Below are 17,329 nucleotides of genomic sequence, written 5' to 3' on the forward strand. Positions count from 1 at the left end.
TTTGTCAGTCCAAAAGCTGACACGGGCATGTCTCGAACAGATGCGAGGACAGTTTCATGGGTGTTGTGGCCAAGCGTTCATCGATGACCTTCTACTCCGGTGGTGACGACCACTTCAGCCACCGTGTACGGATCGTGCTGGCCGAGAAGGGTGTGGCAGTCGATATCATTGATGTGGATGATGACAGCCGTCCGGCCGAACTGGCCGACCTGAACCCGTACAACAGTGTGCCGACGCTGCTGGATCGCGACCTGGTGCTCTACGAGTCCAAGGTCATGATGGAATATCTGGACGAGCGTTTCCCGCATCCGCCGCTGTTGCCGGTGTATCCGGTGGCGCGCGCCCAGAGCCGTCTGTGGATGCATCGCATCGAGCGCGAATGGGTGCCGATGATGGAAACCATCCAGACAGGCACCAAGAAGGAAGCCGACAAGGCGCGCAAGGAATTGCGTGAAAGCCTGATCGGCATTTCCCCGATCTTCGACGACATGCCGTTCTTCATGAGCGACGAGTTCTCGCTGGTGGACACCTGCATTGCCCCGATCCTGTGGCGTTTGCCGACACTGGGAATCGAGCTGCCGGAGAAGCAGGTCAAGCCGCTGCTGACCTACATGGAGCGGTTGTTCGGGCGTGATGCCTTCAAGGCGTCGCTGTCCGAGGCCGAGCGCGAGATGCGCATCTGATCCGTGCGTGACCCTTCGGTCACTGATCGATCGGTCACGCATTCGGACTTTCGCCCTCGCTCATCAGTCCGTGAATGACGGATGTGAGCGATGTGCGGGGCGTTGGCCCGTTGGCGGAATGGACTTCGGTCGTCGCTGACACTCATTGCAGTTCAAGAGGTTCTCCCATGCTTTCCAGTCGCCCTTATCTGGCACGCGCACTCTACGAGTGGCTGCTGGATAACGACAATACGCCGTACATCGTGGTGGACGCCGAGCAGGAAGGTGTCCAGGTACCGCGTCAACATGTCCAGAATGGTCAAATCGTGCTGAATATCGCACCCGGTGCGGTGCGTGATCTGTTGATCGCCAATGAAGGGGTCAGCTTCAATGCCCGCTTCGGTGGCCAGCCGATGCACGTCAGCGTGCCGACGGCGGCTCTGGTCGCGCTGTATTCGCGTGAAAACGGTGTCGGTATGGTCTTCGGTCACGAGCCGGTGATGCCGGGTGCCGATGAGATGACATTCGGTGAAGTCGCGCCAGATGCCGAGCCGGCCGCCGCGGCGCGCCCGACGCTGGCCAGTGTCGGCAGTGTTCCTGCCGAGGAAGAGGCGCCTGTCTCGGAATCAGCGGATGCGCCCATCGAGTCAGGCTCAGGCGCTGATGCCGAAGTCGCCGGTGAAGAGCAGGCGTCAGACTCGGCCAGCGACGAGCAGGGCGCTGATGACAATGATCAGCCCAAGCCGCCGCGCAAGGGGCGTCCTTCGCTGCGCGTGATCAAGTAATCCTGTCGGCAGGTGGGGCGATGGATGAGGGTTGGCCATTGTCCGCCTGGTGTCGCTCCTGTCATGAAAAATGCCCCGCAGGCTTCGGCCTGCGGGGCATCTTTTATTCTGGGTGCTATTTATTCAGGGCACTTTTCGTTCAGGGCGCTTTGCATGTCAGGTATGCAAGCGCGCCACCTCGATCAGTCGAGGTACTCGAAGACCTTGGCGATACGCTGGATACCGCCGACTTCGGAGACCTTGCTGACGATCTGGTCGGCTTCGGCGCGGGTCACGATACCCATCAGGTAGACGCTGGCATTCTCGGTGAGCACCAGGATGCGGCCGGAGTCGATGTTGGCATCCGCCGCCAGCGTGGCCTTGACGCGCGTGGTCAGCCAGGTGTCCTGCACGCGCTGGCTGGCCGGGGCATTGGCGCTGATTTCCAGCGCGTTGTGCACCTGGCGTACGCGACGCACATCCTTGGCGATGTCCGTGGCCTTCTGCTTCAGCTCGTCACTGGCGACCTGGCCGGTCAGCAGCACCATGCCGTTGTAGGAGTTCACGTTGACGTGGGCATCATTGAAGCGGGCATCGGTCTTGCCGAGATTGACCTCGATCTTGGTCTCGATGCTCTCGTCTTCCACCTGGGCGCCCAGGGTGCGATCGCCATAGTCTTCGTCGATCGGGCCGCTGTTGGTCAGGTCGGCGACGGTGGTGCAGCCGGCTAGCGTCAGGAAGCCGGCGGTGGCCATGAGGGAAAGCAGGTTCTTGGGCGTCATGCCGTTTTCTCCTGGTGAATGCCGTGGGGCGCGCGGATTACTCGTTGCTGCCGAACAGCTGATGATCAATCAGGTCGCACAGGCAGTGGATGGCCAGTAGATGGACTTCCTGGATGCGTGCCGTAGAGGTGGCGGGGACACGAATCTCGCAGTCTTCACTGCCCAGCAGTGACGCCATGTCACCACCGTCACGGCCGGTCAAGGCCACGACGCGCATGTCGCGGTCGTGAGCCGCCTGGATGGCCTGCACCACATTGGCGGAGTTGCCGCTGGTGGAGATGGCCAGCAGGATGTCACCGGGCTGACCCAGGGCGCGGATCTGCTTGGAGAACACCTCGTTGTAGCTGTAGTCGTTGGCGATGGACGTCAGCGTGGAGGTGTCGGTGGTCAGCGCGATGGCTGGCAGGCTTGGGCGCTCACGCTCGAAGCGGTTGAGCAGCTCGGAGGAGAAATGCTGGCTGTCGCCGGCGCTGCCGCCGTTGCCGCAGGCCAGGATCTTGCCGTCATTGACCAGACTCTGGACCATCATCTGGCTGGCCGCTTCGATGAAGGGCGGCAGCACTTCGCTGGCGTAGGTCTTGGTGTCAATGCTGGCGTTGAAGTGGCCGAGAATACGCGATTGGAAATCCATGATGGCTCTTGGTCGTTGGCTTCAGAACGCTTCGAAGGCGTGGCGAATCCAGTGAATGGAACGAGGGGAAGCCCCCTCCACGCCTACCACGTCGAAGCGGCAGGAACATGATAGCCCGTGCTGGGCCAGATAAAAACGCGCGGCAGTGATCAGCCGGCGTTGCTTGGTATGGGTCACGCTTTCCAGTGCGCTGCCGAAGCGGGAGTTGGCCCGGTAGCGCACCTCGATGAAGACCAGGGTCTCGGCGTCACGCATGATCAGGTCGATCTCGCCGCCCTTGGCATGCTGGTTGCGAGTGACGGGTGTCAGGCCACGCGCTGCCAGCCATTGTTCTACCTCGGCCTCGATGACGGCGCCGCGCGCTCGGGCGCGACGCTGGGGAGGCGGGTGCGCCTTGTCAGAGGGCGAGCCGGTGCGTGCCATGTCAGGGCGTGTAGGCTTCGACGGTGCGGCTGTTGGCGCCTTTCAGTGGCGGACGCGGTACGCCACCTCTGAATTCCGCCCAGGGCAGCGTGCGCTCGATGCGACCATCGTGGCGCGGGAAGAGGCTGCCGGTGGCGCCGAAGAGTTCGCCGCCCGCACCGGCCAGCATCAGCGGTACGCGCTGGGCCAGACGATAGGCATCGACCCCCATGGCGTTGAGCTTGAGCATGCGCGGTGAAGCATCGGACAGTGCGCGGTAGGTATCGACTTCCGGCAGGGATGCCTTGCCGCCTGAGGAGGCTTCCGGCACTTCCCAAGGAATGTCCACGAAGTCGACGCCATTGAGGTCGCCATCCTGATCGGGCTGCGGTGCGCCATCATAGAGATGGGAGGTGCCGTAGATCGGCAGGTCGCCCGCGTAGTAGAAGTCCAGCATCGGCGGAACCTGGCGAGCATAGCTCGGCAGCGCCAGCAGGAAGATCATGTCGATGTTGCCGGAATGGGCGCGGCCGTATTTGCTGCCGGATTTCTTGGCGGACTTCATGCGCGCCTGATCCTGGCTGGAGACCGACAGCAGGTCCTTGACGGCTGAGCTGACGGCGCCCTTGGGGTTGTAGCGCTCGACGGAGACGATATCGCCGCCTTCCTGCTCGAAGCGGTCGCGGAAGGCGCTGTAGACGCGCTGGCCCCAGGCATTGTTGGGCACCAGCGCAGCGGCGCCACGATGGCCGTCGAGTGCGGCGCGCATGGCGACCTGGCGGGCTTCGTCCTCGGCGGAAAGGCCGTACTGGAGCAGGTTGTCGGCACGGTTGCTGTCATGGGTGCCGTAGTTGAGGGCCAGCGTCGGCAGCGGCAGGCTGTTCTGGGTCTCGAGCTGACTGACCAGCTTCTTGTCCAGCGGGCCGAGCACAACCTGGGCGCCATCCATGGTGGCGCGGGCATACAGGGTCTTGAGATCCGCGCTCGAGGTATCATAGAAGCTCAGCTGCGGTGTGGCCTCGGCATTGTCGATGGCGCTGCGATGGCGTGCCTCGATGCCTTCACGGATGGCCTGGGCGATCCGCTTGAGTGAACCGGACTCGGGCAGGAAGACGGCAATCTTGCGCACCTCCTGGCCGGACAGCTCACGCAGGTCGAGAATGCCCTGCGGCATCTGGCGCGCGGCGGGGTGCTGCGGATTGGCGTCCGACCAGTCGTTGATGGCGGAGAACATCTGGTCGATGTTGCCACCGAAGCGACGCTGCAGACGCAGCAGGTCCGTCCAGTCACTGGCGGTGGGGCTGGCACTGGCCAGCTCATTGAGCTGAGTGGGCGAGAGGCGCGTGAGCTGCTCCCACAGGGTGTCGTTGATGCTCAGGTCATCGCTGTCGGCCTGCAGGGCGATCAAGGTCTGGGCGCTGGCCAGGGGTTCGCCGACCATGCCGAGTGCCAGGCCGCGTCGCTTGCGCAGTGTGCGCTGGTCATCGCTGGACATCTGTATGCCGTCCTCGAGCACCGAGGTGGCCAGGATCGTGTTCCAGCCGTCCTGCTGCTCAAGCGCGATGCGCGACAGCAGCAGGGCCCATTGCACGCGTTTCTGCGGCTCGAGGCTTGCCGGATCGATGTCGGATGCGATGGTGATCGCCTGCGCGTTGTCGCCGCTGCGTGCTAGGATGTCCGCAGCTTGCAGGCGCGTACTGGCCGCTTGCTGACCCTGTTGCTGCTCGGCCTGAGCGAGCAGGGCATCGGCCCCGGGGCCGCTTGAAAGCGGTGACTGTCCGGCACACCCTGCCAGCAGCAGGGCGGAGGCGGCGAGGCCCGCCAGCGTTCTCAGGCCGGAACGTGAACGGCGCGCGGCCTCCTGCCGGATGGCTGACGAAGTGCCCAGCGTATTGGCTGATGCACGGTTCCATGTCTGGCGCATGTACGACGGTCCCTTGGCTGATGGGCGATGTGGTCAGGGCTGCATCGCCACCTACTGTGATGAAGGGTGAAAGGCATCATGGCACTCGGTCGATCAGGGCCACGCATGCAGCGTCCTTCGGATGAAATGTCCCAAGGCAATCTGCCTGTGTCTGACGACCATTTCTACCATTGAGTTCAACGAGTCGAAGCATTGAATGTCCGAGTCTTCTGAAGGCGTATTGTACGTGGTCGCCACGCCGATTGGTAACCTCGATGATCTCAGTCCCCGCGCCGCGCGGGTGCTGGGAGAAGTGGACCTGATCGCAGCCGAGGATACCCGCCACAGTGCGCGGTTGCTGCGTCACCTGGGGCTGGAAGTGCCCATGATGTCCTTGCATGATCACAACGAGCGTGGCCGTGTCGATCAGCTATGTCAGGCGCTGGAGGCAGGTCGACGCGTCGCGCTGGTCTCCGATGCCGGCACGCCGCTGATCTCCGATCCCGGTTTCATCGTCGTGCGCGCATTGCGCGAGCGTGGATTCAAGGTAGTGCCGCTGCCGGGGCCGTGTGCGTTGATCACCGCCCTCAGCGCGGCGGGTCTGCCGACGGATCGTTTCACCTTCGAAGGTTTTCTGGCCCACAAGGGCGGCCCGCGTCAGGCGCGCCTTGCCGCGCTGCGCGAGGATAGCGCCACCCACGTGCTGTACGAGTCTCCGCACCGCATCCAGGCGCTGCTCGGCGATATTCGCGAGGTGCTTGGCGAGCGCCGGGTCGTGCTGGCGCGTGAGCTGACCAAGACCTTCGAGACCTTTCTCGATGGCACGGCAGCCGAGCTGCTGGCGCAGATGGACGCTGACAGTGATCAGACCCGCGGCGAGTTCGTGGTCATGATCGAAGGCGCGCCGGCACGTGACGGCGACGAGGCGGCCAGTGTCGAAGGCGACGCCCTGTTGCAGGTGCTGTTCGAGGAGGGCGTCGGCGTCAAGCAGATGGCCGCCATCGCCACACGTCTGGTGGGCGGGCGCAAGAAAGCCTGGTATGCCAAGGCGCAAGCCATGAAGGACGCGGCGGAGGAATAGGCAAACCTCTGTCACGCCAGAACTTTTTGCCGCTGCCATTGTTCGGCCTGCGCGGGCTTCGTCTTGTGAAAGGCCCATGACACTGGTAGTCTTGCGCGCTTGGGAGACGGCCAGACAGTCGCCGCCAGCGCAAGCTGGGGGAGGAAAGTCCGGGCTCCATAGGGCAAGGTGCCAGATAACGTCTGGGCGGCGCGAGCCGACGGCAAGTGCAGCAGAGAGAAGACCGCCTACGTCAGCTTCGGCTGACCGGTAAGGGTGAAAGGGTGCGGTAAGAGCGCACCGCGCGGCTGGTAACAGTTCGCGGCGAGGTAAACCCCACCTGGAGCAAGACCAAATAGGCCCCCTATGCTGCTGCCCGCAGTGGGGGCGGGTTGGTTGCTTGAGCCCTGAAGTGATTCAGGGCCTAGATGAATGACTGTCCACGACAAGACCCGGCTTATCGGCCATCTCCCGCCTTATAACGTCAGTGTGCTGCCATTCTTCGCGATGCGAGTGATGGCAGCACACCTTGAATTCGCATGACCGGCGCCGTCCGCTGCGTGTTTCGTGAAGACCATTGCAGTTGGATGGCAACGAACACGCAGCCGTGACAGGCGCCGGTTGTCGGTTATGGCACTTGAACTCGTGTTTCAGCCGCTTGTCTGCTGCACGCAGGTGTTGTCTCCGCTCTTATGCTGTCGGTGTCCATTGCCACCGGCTTTCACTGCTCGCATCGCGTGCCAAGGTCCAGAGTTTCGTCATGTCCAAGCCCAGCGCTCCTTCCGTTACCGAGTCTGTCGATACCGAGTCCGTCGAAGTGGCTGATCGCTTCGCGCATGTCAGTGTCATGCTCGATGGCGCGGTCGATGGTCTGATTCAGGACACTGCCGGCGTCTACTTCGACGGCACCTTCGGTCGCGGTGGCCATTCGCGTCTGATCCTGTCGCGTCTGGCACCCGAGGGACGTCTGATCGCCTGTGATCGTGACCCCCAGGCGCTGGCGGAAGCCGCGACCATCGATGATGAGCGTTTCAGTATCCATGCCGGTGAATTCGCGCGTCTTGGCGAGTATGCCGAGCATGAGGGCGTGCACGGTCAGCTGGATGGCATCCTGCTTGACATCGGCGTGTCATCCCCGCAGCTGGATGATGCCGAGCGTGGCTTCAGCTTCATGAATGATGGCCCGCTGGACATGCGCATGGACCCCACCAGTGGCGAGAGCGCCGCCGAGTGGCTGTCGCGTGCCAGCGCCGAGGACATGGCCTGGGTCTTCAAGACCTACGGTGAGGAGCGTTATGCCAAGCGTCTGGCACGCGCCGTGGTGGAGCGTCGCGCCGAGCGTCCCATCACGCGTACCGGCGACTTTGCCAGCCTGATCAAGGATGCCCATCCCAACTGGGAGAAGCACAAGCACCCGGCGACGCGTGTCTTCCAGGCGATCCGCATTCACATCAATGGAGAGCTGGATGAGCTGACCCGCGCGCTGGATGCCGGTCTCGAGGCGCTCAAGCCCGGCGGTCGTCTGGTCGTGATCAGCTTCCACTCGCTGGAAGACCGCATCGTCAAGCGCTTCATGCGTGACAAGGCGCGGGGCGATCAGGCCCCGCGAGGCATGCCGATCCGCGAAGACCAGCTCAACAAGCGACTCAAGCTGGTGGGCAAGGCGCAGAAGGCTTCGCAAAGCGAAGTCGATGCCAATGTCCGTTCGCGCAGTGCGGTGATGCGCATTGCCGAAAAGCTCAAATAGCGTCTGTGCACCCTCTGGGGAATCGTGCCTCTTTCTGCGCCTGCCTACCGGCAGGCGCGCGCGCAAGTGGGCTGTGGTGAAAGGGCGACACAAGTGTTGCCGTGCTGCAACTCTTAGCGGCTAACGCCACTTGCTGACATAATGCGCCGGGCGCTTCAAACAAGTGAGCGAACATCGCGTTTGCACGTTGGCAGTCTGCAAGGATATTCGTGATGCGGGGCATCACGTTCAGAGTGATTAGGGAGTCGGCATGGCGGGACGGAGACAGGAGGGCTGGACGGGTAACTGGCCGATCAAGGTGCAGATGCGTTGGCGTCACCTGTGTTTCGCGGTGCTGATGCTCAGTCTGCTCGGCTCTGCCGCTGCCGTCGTGATCAGCTCCCACCTCTCGCGCGGCCAATATGCCCAGCTGCAGAAGCTGGAAGCGGCGCGCGATGACGCGCGTGCACGCTGGGGGCGGCTGCTGCTCGAGGAGAGCGCCTGGTCGGCACCGGCGCGTATCGAAAGCATCAGCATCGAGCGACTCGAGATGCGCGTCCCGGATGTCCACGATGTCGAGGTCATTCGCTGATGGCCGCGCGTCGCCCGCCTTCGTCTCGCCCGCGCAAAGCCGCCGGCGCTGAGACGCCCGCTCGTACCAAGGCCGCAAGTAGTGCCCGCAAGAGCGCACGCGCGGCCATGGGGCCTGCCCGCTATCGCATCATGCTCTTCATCGTGCTGGCCGGGCTTGTCGCTCTGGTCGGCCGCATCGGCTATCTCCAGCTCTTCGATCAGCAGTTCCTGCAGGATCAGGGCGATGCACGCACCCTGCGTGTCGACAGCATCAATGCTCACCGCGGCATGATCACCGATCGCACTGGTGAGCCGCTGGCGATCTCCACGCCTGTCATCACTCTATGGGCCGACCCGCGCAAGGTGCCCGATGACCCCGTGCGATTGTCATTGCTGGCGCGCGCGCTGGGCCAGAAGCCGGATGATCTGATCGCACGCGTCCGCCGCTATCGTGATGCCGGCAAGGGCTTCATGTACATCAAGCGCCAGATGACCCCGCCGCAGGCTCAGCCAGCCATTGACCTCGACATTCCGGGCGTCAGCCACAAGCAGGAATACAAGCGCTATTACCCCTCCGGAGAAGTCTCCGCCCAGTTGATCGGCGTGACCAATGTCGATGACAAGGGGCAGGAAGGGCTCGAGCTTGCCTACAATTCCTACCTTTCCGGCACGCCGGGCAAGCGACGTGTGCTCAAGGACCGCAAGGGGCGCCTGGTGCGTGACCTGCATCTGATCAGCGAAGCCAAGCCCGGTGGCGACCTGACGCTCTCCATCGACCTGCGTCTGCAATACATGGCCTACCGCGAACTCAAGGCGGCCGTGGCGGAGCACCGCGCCGATGGCGGCACCCTGGTGATGATGGATGCGCGCACCGGCGAAGTGCTGGCGATGGTCAATCAGAAATCCTACAACCCGAACAACCGCGCCGGGCTTGACCCCGAGGGGCTTCGCAACCGCGCGATCACCGATGCCTTCGAGCCCGGCTCGGTGATGAAGCCGCTGGCGATGAGCGCTGGGCTTGCCACTGACCTGTATCAGCCGGATACGGTGATCGATACCACGCCGGGTTACATGCGGGTCGATCAGTTCACCATTCGTGACTTCCGCAACTACGGCAAGCTCGACATGGCCGGTATTCTCTATCACTCCTCGAATATTGGCATGAGCCGCATGGCGCTCAGTCTCGAGGATGATGCGGTATGGAATCGCTACTATGAGCTGGGCCTCGGCCAGGCACCGGGCACCGGCTTCCCGGGCGAGACGACCGGCGTGCTGCCGCCGCCGACCAACTGGTCGCGCAGCAAGCGGGCCTCCATCTCCTACGGTTACGGTATCAGCGTCTCGGCACTGCAGCTGGCCAGTGCCTTCACCGCGCTCGCCAACGACGGTCGTCGTGTGCCGCCGTCGCTGCTCAAGGTCAAGACACCACCGGTGGGTGACCAGGTGATCTCATCGGACAACGCGCACGCCTTGCTCGGCATGATGGAGAAGATCGTGCAGCCCAACGGGCCTGCCAAGCGGGCGGTGGTCGAAGGCTATCGCATTGCCGGCAAGACGGGCACCGTGCGCAAGGTGACGGCCGGTGGTTATCAGAAGACCGCCTATCGTTCGTTGTTCGCGGGTGTGGCACCGGTGTCTGATCCGCGTATCGTGACCGTGGTGATGATCGAGAACCCCAAAGGACAAGAATATTACGGCGGTCTGGTGGCGGCGCCCGTGTTCGGGCGCGTGGTGGGCAAGGCATTGCGCCTGCTGGATGTGCCGCCGGACAGCAAGGTCGATGAGTAACGCATTCAATGTGGCATGGTCGTCGGCCCCGGGCGGGCGGCTGCGTCTTTTTTCTCATGTAGTGAATACGTTCCGGGACATCGGGAACAAGGAAGGTCTTCCGACATGACTTCACCGCACGATTCCAGGCGCCTGGGCGAGTTTCTGGCGCGCCCGTTGGCCACGGCGACAGATATGCTGGCAGCATTGCTGGCGCTGTGGCCAGGCGCCCTCGATGATGATTGGCGCGCGCGGCTTGCCGCGCGCGATGACTGGCACCTGACGATCGACAGTCGCAGTGCCGCGCAGGGTTCCCTCTTCATCGCCATCCCCGGCATCGCCAGCGATGGCCGCGACTATATCGCCGCGGCGCTCGAGAGCGGTGCCGAGCTGGTGCTGGCCGAAAGACCCGCAGGCGGGGATGCACGTCTCGCGCTGCACTCAGATGATGCCAGAGTCGTCTGGCTCGAGAATCTGGGCGAGCAGCTCGGTGAGCTGGGCCGCCAGGCCTTCAGTGTGCCCGAGTCACTGACGCTGGTCGGGGTCACGGGCACCAACGGCAAGTCTTCCGTCACCCATTACATCGCCGAGCTGGCCGAAGCGATGGGCACGCCCGCCGGCATGATCGGCACGCTCGGCATCGGGCGCCCCGGCGCGCTGGTCGCGGGCGAGCGCACCACGCCCGATGCCCTGGCCGTGCAGGCGGCGCTCAAGGGCCTGAGCCTTGCCGGTGCCGAGCTGATCGCGATGGAAGTCTCCTCGCATGCGCTCGATCAAGGGCGCGTCAATGGCTGTCGCTTCACCGTCGCGGGCTATACCAATCTTTCGCGAGACCACCTTGACTACCACGGCAGCATGGCGGCCTATGCGGCGGCCAAGGCGAAGCTGTTCAAGCGGCCCGAATTGAAGCTTGCGGTGCTCAATGCCGATGATGCGCTGGCGCGACTGATGCTGGCCGGCATGCAGCGCGGCGTGCGCGTGCTGGCGATGGGGCGTGATGACGTCGCGACCCTGCGCGTGCTGGATGTCTTCCCCGAGCCGCTGGGCCAGGTTGCCGTGATCGCGACGCCGGATGGCGAGCGCGAGCTGGGCCTCAATCTGATGGGGCGCTTCAATCTCGACAACGCCTTGCTGGCAATGCTGATCCTGCATGGCCTCGACTATACGTTCGAGGGGCTGTTTGCCGCCGCGCCGCGTCTGACGCCGGTGCCGGGCCGCATGCAGCGCCTGAGCCGTGATGGCGCGCCGGTGGTGGTGGTCGACTACGCCCACACGCCGGAGGCCGTCGAGACGGCGCTGACCGCGCTGCGTGCCCACCTGCCGGCGCGGGATGATGCGCGCCTGTGGTGTGTGCTCGGCTGTGGTGGCGATCGCGACAGCGGCAAGCGCCCGCTGATGGCCACGGCCGCCGAGCAGGGCGCCGACCGTGTCGTGATCACCGATGACAATCCGCGTAGCGAGGATGCCGCCGCCATCCGTCAGCAGATGATGGCCGGCATCCATGCCCACGAGCGCGTGCTGGATATCGCCGAGCGTGGCGAAGCCATTGCCCAGGTCATCCGCGATGCCGGCGAGCATGATGTCATCCTGATCGCCGGCAAGGGGCACGAGGACTATCAGGAGATCGACGGTCAGCGACTGCCGTTTTCGGATGTGGCCCATGCGGTCGCGGCGCTGGAGCGTCGTGAGCTCTCGATGCTGGAAGGTCAGGAGCGTGACGCATGAGTGCGCCTGAACAGCCCGTTGGTCTGAGCACCTTCGAGGAACTGGCCGCGGTGCTCGGGGCGCAGTTGCCACAGGCATTGCGCGATCAAGCGCTGGGCGCCATCGAGACGGACACCCGCAAGCTTGGCGAGCAGGTCGCGCCGCTTTTCGTGGCGCTGAAGGGTGAGCGCTTCGACGCCCATGACTTCCTCGCCCAGGCTCGCGCCAATGGCGCCGTCGCGGCGCTTGTCGAGCGGGCAGTGGATGACCCGCTGCCGCAGATCATCGTCGCGGATACCCGGCTGGCCTTCGGGCTGCTGGCGGCGGCGCGTCGCCGTGCCTGGGGGAAGCCGTTGATCGCGGTGACCGGTAACAGTGGCAAGACCAGCGTCAAGGGCCTGGTGCATGCCATCCTTGTGCGGGATGCCGCGCGTTTCGAGGCCGAAAGCCTCGCCAATCACGGCAATCTCAACAACGATTTCGGCCTGCCGATGACGTTGCTGCGCTTGAGCGATGCCCATCAGCACGGCGTGGTCGAACTGGGCGCCAATCATCTCGGCGAGATCGCCTGGACGACGGCCCTGGCGCGCCCGCAAGTGGCGGTGATCACCAATGTCACCGGCGCCCATGTCGGCGAATTCGGCGGCATGGGTCAGATCGCCCAGGCCAAGGGCGAGATTCTGGCGGGCTTGAGCCCGTTGGGAGGACGACGCCCGGTCGCGGTGCTCAACCGTGATGACGCCTACTTCTCGCTTTGGCAGGCGCTGGCCGCGACTGGTCAGGCGGTCGATGTCATCGACTTCAGCGTTGCGGATGGCGTTGTGGATGGCAGCGTGGATAGCGGTGATCGCCCGGCACGCCTGCAGGCGCGTGAGCTAGGCGCGGATGAACTCGGGCGTTATGCTTTCGAACTGACGTTTGATGGCTGCTCGCTCGGCCGTGTCCAGCTGGCGTTGCTGGGGCGTCACAACGTGGCCAATGCGCTGGCGGCCGCCGCGGCGTGCCTGGCACTGGGCATCGACAGTGATCTGGTGATCGCCGGACTCGAGAGCGCCGAGAGCGTACCCGGCAGGCTGGGCGTCGTGGCAGGCATCAATGGCTCGCGTCTGCTGGATGACAGCTACAACGCCAACCCCGGCGCCATGCTGGCGGCGCTGGATCTGCTGGCGACACTGCCTGCGCCGCGCTGGTGCCTGATGGGCGCCATGGGCGAACTCGGAGCCGACGCCGAGCGTCTGCATGCCGAGGTGGGCGATTACGCCCGCAAGCTGGGCATAGATTTCATTGCCACCTGCGGCGAGGGCGCTCAGGCGACTGCCGAGGCCTTCGGGGCCGGTGGCAAGCACTTTATCGAGCGGGCAGAGCTGGAAGCTTACGCCCGTAACCATCTACCCACCGGGGCCAGTGTTCTGGTCAAGGGGTCTCGCAGCGCTGGCATGGAGAATATCGTTGCCGCGCTCAAGGTCGACGCATCAAGGTGAATGTGAGTCATGCTGCTGCTGCTTGCTGAGTTTCTGGCCCAATTCAATGGCGCCTTTACGGTTTTCAATTATCTGACCCTGCGCGTGGTATTGGCCACGTTGACGGCACTGTTGCTGTGTCTGTGGCTGGGCCCCTGGGTCATACGCAAGCTCGTCGATGGCCAGATCGGCCAGGCCGTGCGCGACGATGGCCCCAAGTCTCACCTTTCCAAGGCCGGTACTCCGACCATGGGCGGCGTGATGATCCTGCTGTCGATGGCTGTCTCCACCCTGCTGTGGGGCGACCTGACCAACCTGTATGTCTGGGTGGTGCTGGCCGTCACGCTGGGTTTCGGCGCCGTCGGCTGGGTCGATGACTACCGCAAGGTGGTGGAGAAGAATCCGCGTGGCCTGCCGGCGCGCTGGAAGTACTTCTGGCAGTCGGTGGTGGGCATCGGCGCCGCCGTGGTGCTGTACCTGACGGCGAGCACCCCGGCCGAGACGGGCCTGCTGGTGCCATTCTTCAAGGACGTCGTCATCCCGCTGGGCGTGTTCTACGTGGTGCTGACCTACTTCGTGATCGTCGGCAGCTCCAATGCGGTCAACCTGACCGATGGCCTCGATGGTCTGGCGATCATGCCGACCGTGCTGGTCGCCATGGGCCTGGCCATCTTCGCCTATGCCTCGGGCAATCTGAAGTTCGCCGAGTATCTGCACATTCCGTTCATTGCCGGTTCCGGTGAGCTGGCCGTGTTCTGCGCCACCATCGCGGGTGCCGGTCTCGGTTTCCTGTGGTTCAACACCTACCCCGCCCAGGTCTTCATGGGCGATGTGGGCGCGCTGGCGCTCGGCGCGGCACTGGGGGTCGTGGCGGTCATCGTGCGTCAGGAAATCGTGCTGTTCATCATGGGCGGCGTCTTCGTGATGGAAACCGTCTCGGTGATCCTGCAGGTCGGCTCCTACAAGCTGACCGGGCGACGCATCTTCCGCATGGCGCCGCTGCATCACCACTTCGAGCTGAAAGGCTGGCCGGAGCCGCGCGTCATCGTGCGCTTCTGGATCATCACCGTCGTGCTGGTGCTGCTTGGCCTGGCCACACTCAAGGTTCGCTGAGGACGCATTCGCGATGACCCTCTCTGCCACCTCTCAAGCACCGGCCTCGCCGGTGCCTGCCAAAGGACCGACCCTGGTGGTCGGTCTTGGTGTCTCCGGACAGGCGATCGCTCGCCATCTGAGTGATCGCGGCATCGACTTTGCCGTCGCCGATACCCGCAGCGCACCGCCTGGCCTCGAGAGCCTGCGCGAGCATGCGCCGCAGGCCGAGGTACATCTTGGCCCCCTGGAAGCGCTGGATCTGTCACGCTTCGGCGAGGTGGTACTCAGTCCGGGCATTGACCCGCGTCAGGCGGTGTTCGATGGGATTCGCGAGCGGCTGGTCGGCGAGATCGCACTCTTCGTGCGCGCGCTGGATGAGCGTGAGGCCCGCGACGCGCAGGGCAAGCGGCCCACGCTGGTCGCGATCACTGGCTCGAACGCCAAGTCCACCGTGACCACGCTGATCGCGCAGATGGCCGCGCGTGCCGGCCGTGACGTGGCGGTCGGCGGCAATCTGGGCACTGCCGCGCTGACCTTGTTGCGTGAGCAGCCCGATGCCGAGCTCTACGTGCTGGAGCTGTCTTCCTTCCAGCTCGAGACCACGCCTGAGCTCAAGGCCGATGTCGCCTGCTTCCTGAATCTCTCTGAAGATCACCTGGATCGCCACGATGGCATGCGTGGCTATCAGGCCGCCAAGCGCGGCATCTTCCGCGGCGCAGGCCTTGCGGTCATCAATGCCGATGACGCCTGGAGCTGGCCGGCCGAAGATGATGCGGTGGCGCGAGTCAGTTTCAGCGTGCAGCTCGGTGGGTCGGTCGATAAGTCGACCGATGAGGCTGCCAGGCAGGCGCAATGGTGCCTGGCGGAGCAGGGCGGCACGCTGTCGCTGTGTCATGCCGAGTCTGGCCAGCTGCGCGGCGTGATGCCTGCTGCGGAGGTGCGTCTTGCGGGCCGCCACAACCAGGCCAATGCGCTGGCGGCACTTGCGATGGGCACGGCGATCGGCCTCGACGAGGTGGCGATGGTCGATGAGCTAACCAGCTTCGCGGGGCTGCCGCATCGTGGCGAACTGATCGCCGACGTGGCGGGCGTGCGCTGGATCAATGATTCCAAGGGCACCAATGTCGGGGCGACGCTGGCGGCGATCGCCGGTCTCGGGCCGACGCTCGAGGGCAAGCTGATATTGCTGGCCGGTGGCCAGGGCAAGGGGGCGGACTTCACACCGCTGGCGGCGCCATTGGCTCGTTATGCCCGTGAGGTGGTGGTGTTCGGACAGGATGCGCCGTTATTGACGCAAGCCCTGGCCGATGACGTCACCGTGACGCCAGTCATGACGCTGGGCGATGCCATGCGTCATGCTCGACAGATAGCACAGGCGGGTGACTGCGTGCTGCTGTCACCGGCCTGCGCCAGTCTTGATCAGTTCCCCAATTACATGGCGCGTGGCGACTCGTTCCGTGACTGGGTCACGCAGCACATCATGTCCGGTGCTGACGGCAATTCTGGCTCTGGCAGCAGCGACAAGGAAGCCTGCGATGCGTAACAAGGCCCGGCGAGTCCATGACACCTTGACGGCAGAGCGTCAGCCCGTCGACGGCTGGCTGCTGTTCTGCGCGCTGGCGATCCTGTGTATCGGCTGGGTAATGGTGACATCTGCCTCCAGCGAGATCTCGAGCGAGCGCTTCGATGGCAATGCCTTCTACTACAGCATGCGCCACGGCATCTTCATCGTGATCGGCCTGGTGGCCGCCTTCTGTACGTTGCGCGTGCCGATGTCCGCCTGGCAGCAGCGCAGCTTCGCGATGCTGATGCTGGGCTTCGTGCTGCTGGTGGTCGTGTTGGTGGTCGGGCGCGAGATCAACGGCGCCAAGCGCTGGATACCGCTGCCATTGGTCGGCGGGGTACAGGCCTCCGAGATCGCCAAGCTGTGCCTGATGATCTGGCTGGCCGGCTATCTGGACCGCCGCCTCGACAAGGTGCGCGCCAGCGTCGTCAATGGCCTCATTCTGCCCTGTGTTCCCTTGTTGCTGATGATCGTGCTGTTGGCACTGGAGCCTGACTTTGGCTCCATCGTGGTCATGGGCGGTGCCGTGATGGGCATGCTGCTGATGGCGGGCGTCGCCTGGTGGGGGTTCATCGTCTTGCTGGGTCTGGCGGGCGGTGGTGGCTGGCTCTTGGCGATCGCCGAGCCCTATCGCTGGGAGCGTCTGACCACCTATACCGACCCGTGGGCCAACATGTATGACAGTGGCTACCAGCTGACCCAGGCGTTGATCGCCTTCGGTCGTGGCCACCTGAGCGGCATGGGGCTGGGCAACAGCGTGCAGAAGCTGTTCTATCTGCCGGAAGCGCATACCGATTTCGTATTTGCCGTGCTGGCCGAGGAGCTGGGCTTGATCGGGGCGACGGCCGTGGTGGCGCTGTTCGGACTGCTGATCTACCGCGCCTTCAAGATCGGTCGCCGCGCTGAACTCGCCGGCTTGCCGTTCAGCGCCTACCTCGGCTACGGTATCGCCCTCGTGCTGGGGGCGCAGGCCTTCATCAACATCGGTGTGGCCAGCGGACTGCTGCCCACCAAGGGGCTGACCTTGCCCCTGATGAGTTATGGCGGCTCCAGCCTGATCGTCAGTTGCGTGCAGATCGCGATACTGCTGCGTATCGATGCCGAGACCCGCAAGCTGACCCGCACATCGACAGGAAATGCCGCCGCGCCCCGCCGCAAGACCAGGAAGCCGACCGAGACACCGCAAGGAGCACAGGCATGACGTCATCTTCTTCTACCATCGCTCCCGAGGGGGCG

At 64.2% G+C, this 17,329-nt stretch carries 15 protein-coding genes and 1 other RNA gene; 12 read left to right on the forward strand and 4 right to left on the reverse strand.

Annotation, left to right across the window (positions count from 1 at the left end):
• Positions 1 to 56: 56 nt before the first annotated feature.
• Entirely contained in the window at positions 57 to 683 is a 627-nt protein-coding gene (gene sspA, locus QQF40_RS00320; protein ID WP_043332516.1) for a stringent starvation protein SspA, read from the forward strand.
• Between the two features lie 167 nt (positions 684 to 850).
• Positions 851 to 1,447, forward strand: coding sequence for a ClpXP protease specificity-enhancing factor (locus tag QQF40_RS00325; RefSeq protein WP_175088328.1), 597 nt, complete (start codon positions 851 to 853; stop codon positions 1,445 to 1,447).
• Between the two features lie 182 nt (positions 1,448 to 1,629).
• Here QQF40_RS00325 and QQF40_RS00330 read toward each other — a convergent pair whose 3' ends face one another.
• Genes QQF40_RS00330 through QQF40_RS00345 form a run of 4 tightly spaced genes read right to left on the reverse strand, consistent with a single transcriptional unit; the run spans position 1,630 to position 5,165 of the window.
• Entirely contained in the window at positions 1,630 to 2,208 is a 579-nt protein-coding gene (locus tag QQF40_RS00330) for a BON domain-containing protein (RefSeq protein ID WP_054555092.1), read from the reverse strand.
• A gap of 37 nt (positions 2,209 to 2,245) precedes the next feature.
• Positions 2,246 to 2,839 carry a phosphoheptose isomerase gene (locus QQF40_RS00335; protein ID WP_043332512.1) on the reverse strand — a complete coding sequence of 198 codons (594 nt, stop codon included), beginning with the start codon at positions 2,837 to 2,839 and terminating at the stop codon, positions 2,246 to 2,248.
• 21 nt (positions 2,840 to 2,860) lie between these two features.
• Complete coding sequence (locus QQF40_RS00340) at positions 2,861 to 3,262, reverse strand: YraN family protein (protein ID WP_175088327.1); 402 nt, start codon at positions 3,260 to 3,262, stop codon at positions 2,861 to 2,863.
• A 1-nt stretch (position 3,263) separates the two neighbouring features.
• The gene (locus QQF40_RS00345; protein ID WP_285460103.1) at positions 3,264 to 5,165 is read right to left on the reverse strand and encodes a penicillin-binding protein activator; all 1,902 of its coding nucleotides are present in this window, start codon (positions 5,163 to 5,165) and stop codon (positions 3,264 to 3,266) included.
• A 196-nt stretch (positions 5,166 to 5,361) separates the two neighbouring features.
• Between QQF40_RS00345 and rsmI the strand changes: the two genes are divergently transcribed.
• From rsmI to ftsW, 10 genes are all read left to right on the forward strand, one after another.
• Positions 5,362 to 6,225 (forward strand): 16S rRNA (cytidine(1402)-2'-O)-methyltransferase, encoded by an 864-nt coding sequence (gene rsmI, locus QQF40_RS00350; RefSeq protein ID WP_175088325.1) that lies wholly within the window; start codon positions 5,362 to 5,364, stop codon positions 6,223 to 6,225.
• Between the two features lie 102 nt (positions 6,226 to 6,327).
• An RNA gene (rnpB, locus tag QQF40_RS00355) (RNase P RNA component class A) lies at positions 6,328 to 6,680 on the forward strand.
• A gap of 284 nt (positions 6,681 to 6,964) precedes the next feature.
• Positions 6,965 to 7,951 (forward strand): 16S rRNA (cytosine(1402)-N(4))-methyltransferase RsmH, encoded by a 987-nt coding sequence (rsmH, locus tag QQF40_RS00360; protein WP_176676302.1) that lies wholly within the window; start codon positions 6,965 to 6,967, stop codon positions 7,949 to 7,951.
• A 250-nt stretch (positions 7,952 to 8,201) separates the two neighbouring features.
• Entirely contained in the window at positions 8,202 to 8,522 is a 321-nt protein-coding gene (ftsL, locus tag QQF40_RS00365) for a cell division protein FtsL (protein WP_175088323.1), read from the forward strand.
• 107 nt (positions 8,523 to 8,629) lie between these two features.
• On the forward strand, positions 8,630 to 10,291 hold the full coding sequence (locus QQF40_RS00370) for a peptidoglycan D,D-transpeptidase FtsI family protein (protein WP_176678269.1): 1,662 nt from the start codon (positions 8,630 to 8,632) through the stop codon (positions 10,289 to 10,291).
• 105 nt (positions 10,292 to 10,396) lie between these two features.
• Positions 10,397 to 11,995: a UDP-N-acetylmuramoyl-L-alanyl-D-glutamate--2,6-diaminopimelate ligase gene (locus tag QQF40_RS00375; RefSeq protein ID WP_285460104.1), complete on the forward strand. Its 1,599-nt coding sequence runs from the start codon at positions 10,397 to 10,399 to the stop codon at positions 11,993 to 11,995.
• Positions 11,992 to 13,455: a UDP-N-acetylmuramoyl-tripeptide--D-alanyl-D-alanine ligase gene (locus tag QQF40_RS00380; RefSeq protein WP_285460105.1), complete on the forward strand. Its 1,464-nt coding sequence runs from the start codon at positions 11,992 to 11,994 to the stop codon at positions 13,453 to 13,455. Before QQF40_RS00375 ends, QQF40_RS00380 begins: the two co-directional genes overlap by 4 nt.
• Positions 13,456 to 13,464: 9 nt before the next feature.
• Entirely contained in the window at positions 13,465 to 14,547 is a 1,083-nt protein-coding gene (mraY, locus tag QQF40_RS00385) for a phospho-N-acetylmuramoyl-pentapeptide-transferase (RefSeq protein WP_175088321.1), read from the forward strand.
• A 13-nt stretch (positions 14,548 to 14,560) separates the two neighbouring features.
• Positions 14,561 to 16,072, forward strand: coding sequence for a UDP-N-acetylmuramoyl-L-alanine--D-glutamate ligase (gene murD / locus QQF40_RS00390; RefSeq protein ID WP_285460106.1), 1,512 nt, complete (start codon positions 14,561 to 14,563; stop codon positions 16,070 to 16,072).
• Entirely contained in the window at positions 16,065 to 17,294 is a 1,230-nt protein-coding gene (ftsW, locus tag QQF40_RS00395; protein ID WP_175088319.1) for a putative lipid II flippase FtsW, read from the forward strand. The genes murD and ftsW overlap by 8 nt, the downstream gene beginning before the upstream one ends.
• Positions 17,295 to 17,329: the final 35 nt, after the last annotated feature.

This window comes from Cobetia sp. LC6, from assembly GCF_030264805.1.
In the GTDB taxonomy this organism is placed as follows: domain Bacteria; phylum Pseudomonadota; class Gammaproteobacteria; order Pseudomonadales; family Halomonadaceae; genus Cobetia.

Excerpts from the sequence above, each read along its gene's own strand:
- sspA (WP_043332516.1), top strand. The coding sequence starts at position 57 with ATGGGTGTTGTGGCCAAGCGTTCATCGATGACCTTCTACTCCGGTGGT.
- QQF40_RS00325 (WP_175088328.1), top strand. The coding sequence starts at position 851 with ATGCTTTCCAGTCGCCCTTATCTGGCACGCGCACTCTACGAGTGGCTG.
- QQF40_RS00330 (WP_054555092.1), bottom strand. The coding sequence starts at position 2,208 with ATGACGCCCAAGAACCTGCTTTCCCTCATGGCCACCGCCGGCTTCCTG.
- QQF40_RS00335 (WP_043332512.1), bottom strand. The coding sequence starts at position 2,839 with ATGGATTTCCAATCGCGTATTCTCGGCCACTTCAACGCCAGCATTGAC.
- QQF40_RS00340 (WP_175088327.1), bottom strand. The coding sequence starts at position 3,262 with ATGGCACGCACCGGCTCGCCCTCTGACAAGGCGCACCCGCCTCCCCAG.
- QQF40_RS00345 (WP_285460103.1), bottom strand. The coding sequence starts at position 5,165 with ATGCGCCAGACATGGAACCGTGCATCAGCCAATACGCTGGGCACTTCG.
- rsmI (WP_175088325.1), top strand. The coding sequence starts at position 5,362 with ATGTCCGAGTCTTCTGAAGGCGTATTGTACGTGGTCGCCACGCCGATT.
- rsmH (WP_176676302.1), top strand. The coding sequence starts at position 6,965 with ATGTCCAAGCCCAGCGCTCCTTCCGTTACCGAGTCTGTCGATACCGAG.
- ftsL (WP_175088323.1), top strand. The coding sequence starts at position 8,202 with ATGGCGGGACGGAGACAGGAGGGCTGGACGGGTAACTGGCCGATCAAG.
- QQF40_RS00370 (WP_176678269.1), top strand. The coding sequence starts at position 8,630 with ATGGGGCCTGCCCGCTATCGCATCATGCTCTTCATCGTGCTGGCCGGG.
- QQF40_RS00375 (WP_285460104.1), top strand. The coding sequence starts at position 10,397 with ATGACTTCACCGCACGATTCCAGGCGCCTGGGCGAGTTTCTGGCGCGC.
- QQF40_RS00380 (WP_285460105.1), top strand. The coding sequence starts at position 11,992 with ATGAGTGCGCCTGAACAGCCCGTTGGTCTGAGCACCTTCGAGGAACTG.
- mraY (WP_175088321.1), top strand. The coding sequence starts at position 13,465 with ATGCTGCTGCTGCTTGCTGAGTTTCTGGCCCAATTCAATGGCGCCTTT.
- murD (WP_285460106.1), top strand. The coding sequence starts at position 14,561 with ATGACCCTCTCTGCCACCTCTCAAGCACCGGCCTCGCCGGTGCCTGCC.
- ftsW (WP_175088319.1), top strand. The coding sequence starts at position 16,065 with ATGCGTAACAAGGCCCGGCGAGTCCATGACACCTTGACGGCAGAGCGT.